8 protein-coding genes and 2 pseudogenes are annotated in these 15458 nt (G+C 73.2%); 4 read left to right on the top strand and 6 right to left on the bottom strand.

Going from position 1 to position 15458, the window contains the following annotated elements:
- The first annotated feature begins 83 nt into the window (after positions 1–83).
- Positions 84–3379: pseudogene (locus IE212_RS12995) on the top strand (S8 family serine peptidase).
- Between the two features lie 54 nt (positions 3380–3433).
- Here IE212_RS12995 and IE212_RS12990 read toward each other — a convergent pair.
- Together IE212_RS12990 and IE212_RS12985 are read right to left on the bottom strand one after the other, a co-directional pair.
- Positions 3434–4222 (bottom strand): hypothetical protein, encoded by a 789-nt coding sequence (locus tag IE212_RS12990; protein ID WP_190197947.1) that lies wholly within the window; start codon positions 4220–4222, stop codon positions 3434–3436.
- Between the two features lies 1 nt (position 4223).
- Positions 4224–4700, bottom strand: coding sequence for an RNA polymerase sigma factor (locus IE212_RS12985; RefSeq protein ID WP_190198010.1), 477 nt, complete (start codon positions 4698–4700; stop codon positions 4224–4226).
- A gap of 621 nt (positions 4701–5321) precedes the next feature.
- On the opposite strand from IE212_RS12985, the gene IE212_RS12980 reads away from it, so the two are divergent.
- The gene (locus IE212_RS12980; protein WP_190197946.1) at positions 5322–6338 is read left to right on the top strand and encodes an aspartate-semialdehyde dehydrogenase; all 1017 of its coding nucleotides are present in this window, start codon (positions 5322–5324) and stop codon (positions 6336–6338) included.
- 10 nt (positions 6339–6348) lie between these two features.
- Here IE212_RS12980 and IE212_RS12975 read toward each other — a convergent pair.
- Positions 6349–6453, bottom strand: a pseudogene (locus IE212_RS12975) (DUF1203 domain-containing protein); the annotation flags it as partial.
- 212 nt (positions 6454–6665) lie between these two features.
- Between IE212_RS12975 and pepN the strand changes: the two are divergent.
- The gene (gene pepN, locus IE212_RS12970; protein WP_190197945.1) at positions 6666–9251 is read left to right on the top strand and encodes an aminopeptidase N; all 2586 of its coding nucleotides are present in this window, start codon (positions 6666–6668) and stop codon (positions 9249–9251) included.
- Between the two features lie 151 nt (positions 9252–9402).
- Here the strand turns inward: pepN and IE212_RS12965 are convergent, their stop codons facing one another.
- The 3 genes from IE212_RS12965 to IE212_RS12955 all read right to left on the bottom strand — a co-directional run bounded on the left by IE212_RS12965 (position 9403) and on the right by IE212_RS12955 (position 12250).
- Positions 9403–9678 (bottom strand): hypothetical protein, encoded by a 276-nt coding sequence (locus IE212_RS12965; RefSeq protein ID WP_190197944.1) that lies wholly within the window; start codon positions 9676–9678, stop codon positions 9403–9405.
- Positions 9679–9748: 70 nt separating this feature from the next.
- A complete protein-coding gene (gene malQ / locus IE212_RS12960; protein WP_190197943.1) occupies positions 9749–11866 on the bottom strand; it encodes a 4-alpha-glucanotransferase in 2118 nt (705 codons plus the stop codon).
- 114 nt (positions 11867–11980) lie between these two features.
- Positions 11981–12250 (bottom strand): hypothetical protein, encoded by a 270-nt coding sequence (locus IE212_RS12955; RefSeq protein ID WP_190197942.1) that lies wholly within the window; start codon positions 12248–12250, stop codon positions 11981–11983.
- 222 nt (positions 12251–12472) lie between these two features.
- Between IE212_RS12955 and IE212_RS12950 the strand changes: the two genes are divergently transcribed.
- Positions 12473–15358: a beta-N-acetylglucosaminidase domain-containing protein gene (locus tag IE212_RS12950; RefSeq protein WP_190197941.1), complete on the top strand. Its 2886-nt coding sequence runs from the start codon at positions 12473–12475 to the stop codon at positions 15356–15358.
- The last annotated feature ends 100 nt before the right edge of the window (positions 15359–15458 follow it).

Genomic DNA, 15458 nt, shown 5'->3' with positions numbered 1-15458 from the left:
GGGGTCTCACTCCGGATCGTCGCGGCCAGAGTCAATCGACTCCGGTCGCTCCACGATCGTTCCTTTACTTACAAGGGATGCCGATGACCCACTCCCCCCAGCGCGAACCGATACCGGGCGCCAGACGCGTGGCGCGCATCGCCGTGGCCGCCGGTCTCGTCGCCGCGCTCTCCGCGGCCGGACCGGTCCCCCTGGCCTTCTCCGCCGACGAACCGGGCGCGTCCGCTCCGGCCGACGCGGACGTCAAGTCCGCGCCCGACAAGCTCGGTTCCAACGACGCGGACCTGCTCGCGGAGGCCAAGGCCGACGGTGACAAGACCGTCACCATGATGATCGCCACCGCGCCCGGGAAGACCGAGCAGGTCGCCGGGCAGCTGGACGCGGTCAAGGGCGGCTCGGTGGGCCGGGCCGACGACAGGCTGGGCTACGTCCGCGCCACCGTCCCCACCTCCCGGGCGGACTCGGCCATCGCCGCCGCCGCCAAGCTCTCCTCCGTGCACGGCATCGACCTGCGCGAGGAGATCCCGCTGGACGACCCGACCCCGAGCGCGGACACCGCCAAGGGCGCGAAGGCCGCCGAGGGGACGTACCCGGCGCCGGGGAGGAAGACCCCCGCCGAGAACCCGTACAACCCGTCCTTCGAGACGGGCGCGGTCGACTCGTCGAGGACCACCCGAAGGCGGACGGCCGCGGCGTCACCATCGGCATCCTCGACTCCGGCGTGGACCTCGGACACCCGGCGCTGCAGAAGACCACGACCGGCGAGCGGAAGATCGTCGACTGGGTGACGGCGACCGACCCGATCGTCGACAACGACCGCACCTGGCGTCCGATGACCGCGTCCGTGTCCGGGCCCACCTTCACCTACGGCGGGAAGACCTGGACGGCCCCTGCGGGCTCCTACAAGGTCAGCGCCTTCCTCGAGTCGTACACCACCGGCGGCGACGCGGCGGGCGACGCGAACCGCGACGGCGACACCACCGACTCGTGGGGCGTCCTCTACGACGCGGCGGCCGGCACGGTCCGGGTCGACCTGAACAACAACAACGACTTCGGTGACGACACCCCGATGAAGCCGTACAAGGACGGCTTCCAGGTCGGGTACTTCGGCACCGACGACCCGAAGACCGACATCGCCGAGCGGCAGCCGTTCGTCGTCGAGATCCGCAAGGACGTCGTCGTCGACGCGGCGGGCACCAAGGCCGACTTCGTCAACATCGGCGTCGTCGAGTCCGAACACGGCACGCACGTCGCCGGCATCACCGCCGCCAACAGCCTGTTCGGCGGGAAGATGGACGGTGCCGCGCCCGGGGCCAAGCTGGTCTCCTCCCGCGCCTGCACCTGGTCCGGCGGCTGCACCAACGTCGCGCTCACCGAGGGCATGATCGACCTCGTCACCAAGCGCGGTGTCGACATCGTCAACATGTCCATCGGCGGCCTGCCGGCGCTGAACGACGGCAACAACGCGCGCGCCGAGCTGTACACCCGTCTCATCGACGAGTACGGCGTCCAGCTGGTGATCGCGGCGGGCAACTCCGGCCCCGGCGCCAACACCATCGGCGACCCCGCCCTGGCCGACAAGGTCATCTCGGTCGGCGCGTCCGTGTCCAAGGAGACCTGGGCCGCCAACTACGGCTCGGTCGTGGAGAAGAAGTACGCGATGATGCCGTTCTCCTCGCGCGGCCCGCGTGAGGACGGCGGCTTCACCCCGACCCTGGTCGCCCCGGGTGCCGCGGTCAACACCATCCAGACCTGGATGCCGGGCGCCCCGGTCGCCGAGGCGGGCTACTCCCTCCCGGCGGGCTACGGCATGCTCCAGGGCACCTCGATGGCCTCCCCGCAGGCCGCCGGTGCCTCCGCGCTGCTGATCTCGGCCGCCAAGCAGAAGAAGATCGAGCTCACCCCGGCGACCCTGCGCACGGCCCTCACCTCGACCGCCGACCACATCAAGGGTGTGCAGGCGTACGAGGAGGGCGCGGGCCTGATGAACATCGAGGACGCCTGGGACGCCATCCGCGACGGCGCCACCTCCCACGCGTACACGGTCAAGGCCCCGGTCGACACCGCGATCGACCAGTTCCTGAAGACCCCGGGCTTCGGCACGGGCCTGTACGACCGTGAGGGCGGCCTGAAGGCCGGCCAGAAGAAGACCTACGAGGTCACCATCACCCGTACGTCCGGCGCCGACAAGGCCATCCGGCACGAGCTGCACTTCGAGAACAACGCGGGCGGCACGTTCCGCGTCGTCGGCTCCGACGAGGTGAGGCTGCCGCTGAACAAGCCGGTCACCGTCAAGGTGCAGGCCGCGCCCAAGTCGGCGGGTCTCAAGAGCGCGATCCTGGAGGTCGACGACCCGAGGACCGAGGGCATCGACAAGCAGATCCTCAACACGGTCGTGGTCTCGGCGCCGCTGAAGTACACCTTCTCGGCGGCGGGTTCGGTGCAGCGCAACAGCACGCGGCACTACTTCGTCACCGTCCCCGAGGGCGCCGAGTCGCTCGAGGTCGCGATGAGCGGGCTGAAGGACAAGAGCCAGACCCGGTTCGTCTCCATCCACCCGTACGGCACCCCCGCCGACCCGACCTCGACGATCAACTGCTACCCGAACTACGCCAACCCGGCCAACACCTGCCGTCCGGACCTGCGCTCCTACGCGGACCCGCAGCCCGGCGTGTGGGAGATCGAGGTCGAGTCGCGCCGCACGTCGCCGCTGCTGGACAACCCGTACAAGCTGGACGTCGCCGTGCTCGGCGCGGCCTTCGACCCGGAGACCGTGACGGTGCCCGAGGCGAAGGTCGGCACCCCGGCCACCGCCTCCTGGAAGGTGACGAACCGCTTCGCCGCACTCGACGGCAAGCTGGTGGGCGGCCCGCTCGGTTCCGCCAAGGCGACCCGCCCCTCGATCAAGCAGGGCGAGACGCAGACCACGACGGTCGAGGTGCCCGCGGGCGCGAAGTCACTGGACGTCGCGATCGGCAAGGTCTCGGACACCGCGGCCGACCTGGACCTGGCGGTCTACGACGCGACCGGCAAGCAGGTCGGCAGCTCCGCCGACGGTGACTCGGAGGAGTCGGTCTCCCTCCCGTCCCCGGCGGCCGGCAAGTACACCGTCGAGGTCGTCGGCTACTCCGTGCCGGCCGGCACGACCGCGTACGACTACCGGGACGTCTTCTTCGCTCCCGCCCTCGGCGGCGTCACGGTCGACGGTGCGGCACCGGTGAAGCTCGGAACGGGCGACTCGGCGACGTTCTCGGGCAGCGTCACCGCCGCGGCGGCCGCTCCCGAGGGCCGTGAGTTCTTCGGCCGGGTGCAGCTGGTCAACGCGCGCGGAACGGTCGCGGGCGTGGGCAGCGTGAAGATCGAGAAGGTCGTGCCGTAACCGGCGACCACAGCAGGTGAGAAGGGCGGGCGTCCGTACGGGCGCCCGCCCTTCTCACCGGTCCCGCGGGCAGGGGATCGTGCGGGCCTGCGGAAGGGCGGCGGTGATCCACGCCCGGTCGCGGGCGATCTCCTTCTCCCCCGTCGTCCACAGGTCCGGCTCGGCCTGCCCGCGTGTGATGCCGACGAGGACGTGGTCGCCGGGACGCGGCCGGGGGCCGGTGTCCTCAGCCAGGGCGAAGACGACCTGGTCCTGCCCCTCGGCGGGCTTGTAGGAGCGGTCCACGTCGAGGGTGACGCGGTCCTGCCCGGTGCCGGCGACCGGCTCGACCCCGGCGACGGTGCCCTCGACGACCAGCCGGGCACAGGCGAGGTAACCGGCGTGGCCCAGCTTGCCGCTCTCGTCGCCGTACTGCGGCTCGGCCGCGCTGTCGGCGGCCGAGCCGCCCCCGTTGTCGTCCATCACGCCCGTACCGCTCTGCGCGACGAGCCAGCCCATCCCCAGGACCGCGGTCGCCGCCGCGGCGGCGGCGAGGCCGCGCAGGGCCATGGTGAGGGGCCGGGGGCGGCCGCGCCGCGCGGACAGCGACGTCACGGCCGAACCGGTACCGGCGCCCGGCCGCGGGGACGGCTCGGCGTCCAGCGCCAGCCGGTCCCCGATCAGCCCCAGTTGTTCCCGCAGCAACGCCACATCGGCCTCGGCCGCGCTGTGGGCCGCCATGAAGTCGGCGTCCCGCCGGGCGTCCTCCGGCAGGGGGTCGCCGGCGAGTACGGCCATCAGCGGGTCCGTGCCGTCGTACACGCCACCGGCGCCACCACGGCCGTCATCGTTCCGGGCGGTCACGTCACACCACCTCGTCCTCGTGCAGGCGGGCGCGCAGGGCCCGTACCGCCGTGTGCAGCCGGCTCTTGACCGTGCCCTCCGGGACGCCGAGCTGCTCGGCGATGGAGCGGACCGGCAGATCGGCGTAGAAGCGCAGGACGACGACCTGGCGCTGGGCGTCGGGCAGCTCGTCCAGACCCTGGGCGACCGCGACGGAGAGCACGCTGGTGTCCTCACCCGAGGGGTGCGCCGGCTGCCGCAGGGCGGCCAGCCGCTCCCCGAGCCGCTCCTGGCGGCGCTTGGCCCGGTGCCAGTCCATGGCGAGGTTGGAGGCGACGACCGCCGCCCACGCCGAGACGTCCCGCGGCGCCTCCCGGCCGCTCGCGGCCCGCTCCAGCAACCGCAGGCGGACCTGCTGTACCCCGTCCAGCAGGTCCGCCTGCGGCACACCGCCCAGCGCCAGCACCGCCCGTACCCGGCGCTCCTGCGCCGCGTCCAGCGGATCGGCCGCGTCCGGAGCACGAACAGCGCTCCGGCCGACCGCGACCGGAGCATCAGCCGCTCTGGGCCCATCGGTCGCCGCCCCCGCCTCAGCCACGCCCAGCGCATCCGCCGATCCCGGCACACCCGCGGATCGCGCACCGGCCGCACTCGGCGCATCAGCCGCGCCCGGCACGCCCGCCGCACTCCCCGGACCAGCCGCGGTCGGCGGGCCGTCGCCGGCACCGGGCCGCGGTGCCTCCCGGGCGCGCCGGGCCCTTCCGCGCAGCAGCACAAGCCACCCCCCTCACCGTGTTTCCCCTACGACGCCGGCACCGCCCGGAACGTTCGGCTCTTTTCCGGCCGGTCTCCCGCGGAGCGACAGAGGTATACGTCACACTCCCGTGTGGCCGAGAACAACCAGGGCAGGCGACCTTGCGGCCCATGCCCCCCGGGGAGCGAATTTCTCCAGCTCAGCGGGGGCGGACACGGACGTCCGCAACCATGGGGCGAGACACGACGTCCCACTCCCCGGGCAGACCGGGGAAAGAAGTGGACAGACGGGCCGTGGTCGGCCGCATGATGGAAAAGCCTCGGCCAAGCAACGAGCACGTGAAGAGACGCACGAGAGGAAGTCACCGTGAGGGTCGGAATCGTCGGAGCCACCGGACAGGTGGGCACGGTCATGCGCAGGATCCTCACGGAACGGAACTTCCCGGTCACCGAGCTGCGCCTGTTCGCCTCGGCCCGCTCCGCGGGCACCGAGCTGGACGGCGTGACGGTGGAGGACGCGGCGACCGCCGACTACACCGGCCTGGACATCGTGCTGTTCTCCGCGGGCGGCGCCACGTCCAAGGCGCTGGCCGAGAAGGTCGCCTCCCAGGGCGCCGTGGTGATCGACAACTCCTCCGCGTGGCGCAAGCACCCGGAGGTTCCGCTGGTCGTCTCCGAGGTGAACCCGCACGCGATCAGGAACCGCCCCAAGGGCATCATCGCCAACCCGAACTGCACGACGATGGCCGCGATGCCGGTGCTCCGTCCGCTGCACGAGGAGGCGGGCCTTCAGGCCCTGGTCGTCGCCACGTACCAGGCGGTGTCCGGCTCCGGCCTCGCGGGCGTGGCCGAGCTGCACGGCCAGACGCAGAAGGTCGTCGCCGACGCCGACAAGCTCACCCATGACGGCGAGGCCGTCGACTTCCCGGAGCCGGGCGTCTACAAGCGCCCCATCGCGTTCAACGTGCTGCCGCTCGCGGGCAGCATCGTCGACGACGGCCTGAACGAGACCGACGAGGAGCAGAAGCTCCGCAACGAGTCCCGCAAGATCCTGGAGATCCCCGAGCTGAAGGTCTCCGGCACCTGCGTGCGCGTCCCGGTCTTCTCCGGCCACTCGCTGCAGGTCAACGCCCGCTTCGCCCGCCCGATCTCCCCCGAGCGCGCGACGGAGCTGCTGGCTGACGCCCCGGGCGTCGTCGTCACCGACATCCCCACCCCCCTCCAGGCCGCCGGCAAGGACCCGTCCTACGTCGGCCGCATCCGCCGCGACGAGACGGTGGACAACGGCCTGGCCCTGTTCCTCTCCAACGACAACCTCCGCAAGGGCGCCGCGCTGAACGCGGTCCAGATCGCGGAGCTCGTGGCGGAGGAGCTGAAGGGCTGACCCCCTGCCCCCTGCGCACCTCGTAGAGGTAACAGCCGTACTCGACGGCCCGGACGTGGACGAGCGCCACGGCCGGGTCGTCGAACGCTTTTGTGAGGGCCGGCCCGAAGGCATCCGGCGTCCTGACAACAGCGCAGGGAGACGTAGGCGACCGGGGCGCGGAATCCGGACGTCACGCTCGCGGGGTCGCCGTGCGCTCGCGGAGGCGCGTTCGCCCGGACCCTCGCCGGGGGCGAGGGGTATCCCTAGGGCTCTCCCAGGTCGTCGCCTGATGCGAGGCTGCCGTGGAAAGATGGCGCAACCCACCCATACCGAGGAGATGACCGCGTGCCTGGCACAAACCTGACCCGCGAAGAGGCGCAGCAGCGGGCGAAGCTGCTCGCCGTTGACTCGTACGAGATCGAACTCGACCTCTCCGGCGCGCAGGAGGGCGGCACCTTCCGGTCCGTGACCACGGTGCGCTTCGACGTGACGGCGGAGAACGGTGCCGAGTCGTTCATCGACCTGGTGGCGCCGGCCGTGCACGAGGTGACGCTGAACGGCGACTCGCTCGACCCCGCCGAAGTCTTCGCGGACTCCCGCATCGCCCTGCCCGGACTGCTCGAGGGCCGCAACATCCTCCGGGTCGTCGCCGACTGCGCGTACACCAACACCGGTGAGGGGCTGCACCGTTTCGTCGACCCGGTCGACGAACAGGCCTACCTCTACACCCAGTTCGAGGTGCCGGACGCACGCAGGGTGTTCGCGAGCTTCGAGCAGCCGGACCTGAAGGCGACCTTCCAGTTCACCGTGAAGGCGCCGGAGGGCTGGACCGTCGTCTCCAACTCGCCCACCCCCGAGCCCCAGGGCAACGTCTGGGTGTTCGAGCCGACGCCGCGCATCTCGACGTACATCACGGCGCTGATCGTCGGCCCCTACCACTCGGTGCACAGCGTGTACGAGAAGGACGGCCAGTCCGTGCCGCTCGGCATCTACTGCCGCCCCTCGCTCGCCGAGTACCTCGACTCGGACGCCATCTTCGAGGTGACCCGGCAGGGCTTCGAGTGGTTCCAGGAGAAGTTCGACTACGCGTACCCGTTCGCGAAGTACGATCAGCTGTTCGTGCCGGAGTTCAACGCGGGCGCGATGGAGAACGCGGGCGCGGTGACCATCCGCGACCAGTACGTGTTCCGCTCGAAGGTGACGGACGCCGCGTACGAGATGCGCGCGGAGACCATCCTGCACGAGCTGGCCCACATGTGGTTCGGCGACCTCGTGACCATGGAGTGGTGGAACGACCTGTGGCTGAACGAGTCGTTCGCCACCTACACCTCCATCGCCTGCCAGGCGCACGCGCCCGGGAGCCGGTGGCCGCACGCGTGGACCACCTTCGCCAACTCCATGAAGACCTGGGCGTACCGGCAGGACCAGCTGCCGTCCACCCATCCGATCATGGCGGAGATCCGGGACCTGGACGACGTCCTGGTCAACTTCGACGGCATCACCTACGCCAAGGGCGCCAGCGTCCTGAAGCAGCTCGTCGCCTACGTCGGCATGGACGAGTTCTTCCGGGGCGTGCAGGCCTACTTCAAGCGTCACGCCTTCGGCAACACGCGCCTGTCCGACCTGCTGGGCGCGCTCGAGGAGACCTCCGGCCGCGATCTGAAGACGTGGTCGGAGAAGTGGCTGCAGACGGCCGGCATCAACGTGCTGCGCCCGGAGATCGAGACCGACGGTGACGGTGCTGACGGCGTCATCACCTCCTTCGCCGTCCGGCAGGAGGCCCCGGCCCTGCCGCCCGGCGCCAAGGGCGAGCCGACCCTGCGCCCGCACCGCATCGCCGTCGGCCTGTACGAGCTCGACGACGCGAGCGGCAAGCTGGTGCGGACCGAGCGCGCAGAGCTGGATGTGGACGGCGCCCTGACCGCCGTACCGCAGCTGGTCGGCAAGCGCCGCCCGGCCGTGGTGCTGCTCAACGACGACGACCTGTCGTACGCGAAGGTCCGCCTGGACGAGCGGTCCCTGGCCTTCGTGACCGAACACCTCGGCGACTTCGAGTGGTCCCTGCCCCGGGCCCTGTGCTGGGCGTCGGCGTGGGACATGACGCGCGACGCGGAGCTCGCGGCCCGCGACTACCTGTCCCTGGTGCTGTCCGGCATCGGCAAGGAGTCCGACATCGGTGTCGTGCAGTCGCTGCAGCGCCAGGTGAAGCTGGCCATCGACCTGTACGCCGACCCGGCCGCCCGCGAGGCGCTGCTGGCCCGCTGGACCGACGCGACGCTGGCCCACCTGCGGTCGGCGGCGCCGGGCAGCGACCACCAGCTGGCGTGGGCGCGGGCGTTCGCCGCGACGGCCCGCACGCCCGAGCAGCTGGACCTGCTGGACGCGCTGCTGGACGGGTCGCAGACCATCGACGGCCTGGTCGTCGACACGGAGCTGCGGTGGGCGTTCGTGCAGCGGCTCGCGGCGGTCGGCCGGTTCGACGAGGCGGAGATCGCGGGCGAGTACGACCGTGACCGCACGGCCGCCGGTGAGCGCCACGCCGCCACGGCCCGCGCGGCGCGCCCGACCCCGGAGGCCAAGGCGGAGGCATGGGCCTCGGTCGTGGACTCCGACAAGCTGCCGAACGCCGTGCAGGAGGCGGTCATCGCCGGCTTCGTTCAGACCGACCAGCGTGAGCTGCTCGCCCCGTACGCGGAGCGCTACTTCGAGGTGGTCAAGGACATCTGGGAGTCCCGCTCCCACGAGATGGCCCAGCAGATCGCCGTCGGCCTCTACCCGGCCGTCCAGGTCTCCCAGGAGACCCTGGACAGGACGGACGACTGGCTGACCGCCGCCGAGCCGAACGCGGCCCTGCGGCGTCTGGTCTCGGAGTCCCGGGCCGGCGTGGAGCGCGCGCTGCGGGCCCAGCGGGCGGACGCGGCGGCGGAGTGACCGGCCGCAGGTGATCGTGGGGCGCCCGGTACCGCCGGGCGCCCCTGTCGTTCAGGTGGTCGGTAACGGCGTTGATCTCAAACACCGAGGGCGCCGCCGCGGTCCCGTTCGTACGGTGACCGCGGCGGCGCCCTCGGCGAGGAGCCCTGGGTCAGGCCTTGGCGTCGGCCTTGGTGGTGATGTTGGAGCTGGTCGGGTCCTTCTTCTTGTGCGACTTGTCGCCGACCAGCACCAGACCGTGGATGACCAGGTACAGCACGATCGGGGCCACGACGAAGAGGCCCAGCGTCTCGATGACGCTCAGGCCCGGACCGGGGTCGTCACCGTCGTCGCGGGTGAGCGCGGAGGCGGGCGACGACATGAGCAGCATCATCAGCGTCGTACCGGCTGCCAGGGCGCCGGCGCGCAGGGCGTTCTTCTTGTCCACGGTGCCAAAAGTATCCAACGCCGGTGGGGGACGCGCGCCCGGGGTGCCGTAAGAGCCCCCGGCGGGGCCCTCAGGCGCCGGACGGGCCGGTCGCCGGACCGCCCGGGGCCTGATCCGGCTCGTTGAGCACGGCCATCAGCGCGTGCAGCCGGGGAGAGGCCGCCAGGTCCTCCAGTGTCACCGGGCGGCCCTGCGCGTCGGCGATCGGCAGGCGCCAGTTCGGGTACTGGTCCCAGGTGCCCGGGAGGTTCTGCGGGCGACGGTCGCCCACCCCGTCCGGGAGCCAGACGCCGACCAGGCGGGCCGGGGTGCGCAGCAGGAAGCGGTGGACGGCCTGGATCTCGGCCTCCTCCGAGAACGTGTCGCCGCCGCCGGTGCCCGGCAGCAGGCCGAGGCTGGTCAGCAGGGCCAGCCACTCCCCCGTGTCGGCGGCGGCCTCGGCGCGCTCCTCCTCCAGCGGGCGGGTGAGCAGACCGAGGCTGTCGCGGAGCTCGACGTGCTCGCCGGTGAGGCGGGCGGCCGTGGAGGGCAGGTCGTGGGTGGTGGCGGTGGCCAGGCAGTCGGAGCGCCAGCTGTCGGGGGGCAGGGGGCGGCCGTCGCCCTCCCAGTCGCGCTCGAACCACAGGACGGACGTGCCGAGCACACCGCGCTCGCGCAGCGTCTCGCGGACACCGGGCTCGACGGTGCCCAGGTCCTCGCCGATCACCAGCGCCCCGGCCCGGGAGGCCTCCAGGACGAGCACGGCGAGCATGGCCTCGGCGTCGTAGCGGACGTAGGTGCCCTCCGTCGGCGGGTGGCCCTGCGGCACCCACCACAGGCGGAACAGGCCCATGACGTGGTCGATGCGCAGGGCCCCGGCGTAGCGGAAGAGGGCCCGGAGCAGTTCGCGGAACGGGGCGTAGCCCGACGCGGCCAGCCGGTCGGGGCGCCAGGGCGGCAGGCCCCAGTCCTGGCCGCGGGCGTTGAAGGCGTCCGGTGGCGCGCCCACCGACATCCCGGCGGCGAAGTACTCCTGCTGCGCCCAGGCGTCGGCGCCGCCGGGGTGCACGCCGACCGCCAGGTCGTGCACGACGCCGACGGGCATGCCCGCCTCGCGTCCGGTGCGCTGCGCCGCGGTGAGCTGGGTGTCGGTGAGCCAGGCGAGCCGGGACCAGAAGCCGACCCGGTCCATGAGGCCGCCGCGGGCGCGGGCCGTGTCGGCCGAGCGGGGGTCGCGCAGGCCGGCCGGCCAGCGGTGCCAGTCCGAGCCGTGCACCTCGGCGAGCGCGCACCAGGTGGCGTGGTCCTCCAGTGCCTGGCCCTGCTCGGCGAGGAAGTCCCGGTAGGCGGCGCGCCTGCCGGGGCCGAGCGGCACGTCGCACAGCAGCTCGAGCGCCTCCCGCTTGAGCTCCCACACGGCGTCCCGGTCGATCAGCGCGCCCCCTTCCAGCACCGCCGCGCGCAGCCGGCCGGACCTCTCCAGCAGGGCGTCGAGGCGCTCGCGGTCCTCGATGTAGGCGTACTCGGGGACGTCCTCGATCCTCAGGTGCACGGGGTCGGGGAATCGGCGTGAGGAGGGACGGTACGGGGAGGGGTCGGTGGGGGCGCCGGGCACGGCCGCGTGCAGCGGGTTGACCTGGACGAAGCCGGCGCCGAGCGACCGTCCGGCCCAGCCGGCCAGTTCCGCGAGGTCGCCGAGGTCGCCCATGCCCCAGGAGCGGCCGGACAGCAGGGAGTAGAGCTGGACGAGGAGCCCGTGCGAGCGGGCGGCGGGGGCGGGCAGGCGGGGCGGGGCGACGACCAGGTGGGCGGTGGCCGTGCGGCCGTCGGGGGCGGTGGCGGTCAGCCGGTGGACGCCCGGCGGGAGCCGCTCCGCCGAGGCGCGGGTCTCGCCCTGCTCGGTGTGGACGCGCAGCCGGGTGCCCTCGGGGAGCGCGGCCAGGGCGGCCGGGGCGTCGCCGCCCCAGCCGACCACCGTGGGCGGCAGCAGCCTGGCACCCAGCTCGCGCTCCCGGGCGGCGAGCGCGGCGCGGACGGCGCCGGGCGTGCTCGCGTCCACCCCGAGGGCGGCGAGGGTGCGGGTGACCGCGGTGGCCGAGGCCGCCACCGTACGGTCCGGGGACGGACTGTAGGAGGTGGCGACGCCGTGCAGGCCGGCGAGGCGCGAAAGGTCCTCGGAAGGCGGGTCGGCCGGCCGCGGTGCGGTCATCTGGGCCCCTTCTGGTGATCCGCGCGGGAGAGGAGCGACTTTCGGTGGGTTCGATCGGCGTGCGCGCGAGCGTGCCGGGCGTCGCGACGCCGCGGAGATCGACCGGAAGGACCCCTAGGACGCCATGTAGTCCGGAACGAGGGTGGAGGGCTCGCTGGTGAGGGGGGCGGATTCGGCGAGGGGCGGTTCGCTGGTGAGGGGCTCAGCGTCGGGCAGCGGGGGCTCGCTGGTCAGCGGGGGCCCGGCGCAGGCGCTCTCGGCGCTGAAGACGCAGTAGTGCGGGTCGTCGTAGCGGGGGTCGTCATAGTGCGGGTCGAGGTCGGCGGACGTGTCCGCCACGGGTTTGGACGGGGCCGGGAGCGGAAGGAAAGTCATCGCAGCCACGGGGGCCTCCTTGTCTGGTTCGTCGTTCGACGGGTTGTGGCAGCCCTACCCAGTCGACGCCATGTCAGACGCCCCAGGCCGAACATCGTGCTCCGGGTCACATTTCGCGCACCTGCACACCTTCCAGCTTCCGGCAATTCGGTCACAATGGCCACTCTCGTTGACACCCGTACGGGGCGGGTGGTGGGCTCGTTCTCCCGGTCGAACACATCAGGGGGGCCTGTGGGACTGAGGCATGGGAAGCGGGCAGTGGCTCTCGCGGTCGCCGTCGTCGCCGGAAGCCTCGGCGTCCCGACCGCCGCGGTGGCGGCTCCGCCCGCCCCGGACACGACCGCGACCCGCGCGCCCGACACCACCGGACCCGGGCTCTCCGTCTGGCCGCGGCCGCAGTCGCTGCGCGGGAACGGCGGCCCGGTCACGGTGCCGGAGGAGGTCGCCCTGATCACCGGGGCGGGAGCGGACCGGTACGCCGTCGAGGCCCTGCGCGAGGTGCTGCGGCAGGCCGGGGCCCGCCGGATCACCGAGTCCGCCGAGCCGCGCCCGGGGGCACTGACCGTGCGTGCCCGGACGGAACCGGCCCGGCCCGGAGACCGCCACGCCCTGCCCACCGGGGGTTACGAGCTCTCGGTCGGCGGGGACGGCATCGTGCTGGCCGGCACCGGCGAGGACGGCCTCTTCCACGCCGTGCAGACGCTGCGGCAGCTCCTGCGCCCCGGCGGCACCATCGCCGCGGCCGTCGTGCGCGACTGGCCCGGCACCGCCGTTCGCGGTATCACCGAGGGCTTCTACGGCACCGCGTGGACGCACCGGCAGCGGCTGGGGCAGCTCGACTTCATGGGGCGCACCAAGCAGAACCGGTACCTGTACGCCCCCGGTGACGACCTCTACCGGCAGGCGCGCTGGCGTGAGCCGTACCCGGCGCCGCAGCGGGCCGCGTTCCGGGAGCTGGCCGAGCGGGCGCGCCGCAACCACGTCGCCCTCGGGTGGGCGGTGGCTCCGGGTCAGGCGATGTGCTTCGCCTCGGACTCCGACGTGCGTGCGCTGACGCGCAAGCTCGACGCGATGTGGGCGCTGGGCTTCCGTGCCTTCCAGCTCCAGTTCCAGGACGTCAGCTACAGCGAGTGGCACTGTGAAGCGGACGCCGACCGGTTCGGTTCCGGCCCGCGGGCCGCGGCGCGGGCCCAGGCCCGGGTGGCGAACGCGGTGACCCGGCACCTCGCGGAGCGGCACCCCGGCGCCCCCGCCCTGTCCGTGATGCCGACCGAGTACTACGAGGACGGCACCACCGACTACCGGCTGGCCCTCGCGGACGCGCTGGACGCGGATGTCGAGGTGGCCTGGACGGGCGTGGGGGTGGTGCCCCGCACCATCACGGGCGGTGAGCTGGCCGAGGCCCGGGAGGCCTTCGGGCACCCGCTGGTCACGATGGACAACTACCCGGTCAACGACTACGAGCCGGGCCGCGTCTTCCTCGGCCCCTACCAGGGCCGCGAACCGGCCGTCGCCACCGGCTCGGCAGCGCTGCTCGCCAACGCGATGCAGCAGCCCGAGGCGTCCCGGATCCCGCTGTTCACCGCCGCCGACTACGCCTGGAACCCCCGCGCCTACCTCCCCGGCGAGTCCTGGCGCGCCGCGATCACCGATCTCGCGGACGGGGACCGGCGCCGCGAGGAGGCCCTGGCGGCGCTGGCCCGGAACGACGCGTCGTCGGTTCTCGGGGGCGAGGAGTCGGCGTATCTGCGGCCGCTGGTGGAGGCGTACTGGCGGTCCCGTGCGACGAGCGGTGAGGGGCCGGGCGGTGACGCCGCGCGGCGGCTGCGGGACGCGTTCGGGGTGCTGCGCGAGCTGCCCCGGCGGCTTTCGGGCACCGGCCTCGCCTCCGAGGTCGCCCCCTGGGCCCAGCAGCTTGCGCGCTACGGCGAGGCGGGCACGGCCGCGCTCGACATGCTGGACGCGCAGCGCGCCGGGGACACGGCGGCGGCCTGGACGGCGTACCGCCGGCTCGGCGCGCTCCGCGCCCGGCTCGAACCGGCCCCCGTCAAGGTCGGCACGGACGTGCTGGACCCCTTCCTGCGGCGGGCACAGAAGGAGTACACGGCCTGGTCGGGCGTCGACCGCGAGCCGCCCCGGAACCCCGGCGATCCGGGCGACGGCCGTACGCTGCGCTTCCCGCACCCCCGGGCCCTGAACGCCGTGACGGTCCTCGCCGACCCCGGCGGGGAGGGCACCGTGGAGCTGCACGTGCCGGGGCAGGGCTGGCGGGCCGCCGGCAGGCTGTCCGCCTCGGGCGCGACCGAGGTGCGCGTACCGGGCGGGGGGCTCGCCGGGCAGCGGGCGGACGCCGTCCGGGTCACCGGACCCGTCTCCTCCCGGGTACACCACCTGGTCCCCTGGTTCACGGACTCCCCCGCCACCTCCCTGACCCTGACGCGCGACCGCCTGGACGCCGAGAACGGCAGGCCGGAGCGGCTGACGGCCGGGCTGGGCTCGCTGCGGCCCGCCGAAGCCCGCGGCAGGCTCACCGTCGACGCGCCCGAGGGCGTCCGGGTGCGGGTGCCCAGGGGCGAGCTGACCGTGGAACGCGGCACGACGCTGGAGGTCCCGGTCGAGGTAACCGTGGAGCCCGGTTCGCCGCGCCGGTCGTACGACATCCGGCTGGGGTTCGCGGGAGCGACCCGCACGCTCACCGTCCGGGCGTTCCCGCCCACCGGCGGCGCCGACCTGGCCCGCGGCGGCACGGCGCGTTCCTCGGGCGACGAGACGCCCGACTTCCCCGCGTCGGCGGCGAACGACGGCGACCCGGACACCCGCTGGTCGTCCCCGGTCGACGACGGCGCCTGGTGGCAGACGGAGCTGCCCCGTCCGGCCCGGCTCGGCCGGGTCGTGCTGCGCTGGCAGGACGCCCACCCCTCGGCGTACCGCGTCCAGGTGTCGCCGGACGGCCGCCGCTGGCGGACGGCGGCGTCGGTGCGGGACGGCCGGGGCGGTGTCGAGAGCGTCCGCATGGACGAGCCCGACGTGCGCTTCGTGCGGGTCCAGGGCGAGAAGCGCGCCACGCCGTACGGGTATTCGCTGTGGTCGGTGGAGGCGTACGCCGTCACCGAGTGAGCTGTCGAGTGAGCCGGTAGCGGCCTTTGAAGGGGATCGTCTCACTCTTCTCCCGCGCCACTATTCACTCAGTACATGTACTCAGTGCATAATGATCGCC

The organism is Streptomyces djakartensis, assembly GCF_014651075.1.
Taxonomy (GTDB): domain Bacteria; phylum Actinomycetota; class Actinomycetes; order Streptomycetales; family Streptomycetaceae; genus Streptomyces; species Streptomyces djakartensis.
Note: the sequence above shows the minus strand (reverse complement) of the source record. Positions and strands in the feature narration are given on the sequence as shown.

What these genes read in the sequence shown, in the direction of transcription:
- malQ (WP_190197943.1), bottom strand. Translation starts at nt 11,866, where the DNA reads ATGACCGCACCGCGGCCGGCCGACCCGCCTTCCGAGGACCTTTCGCGC.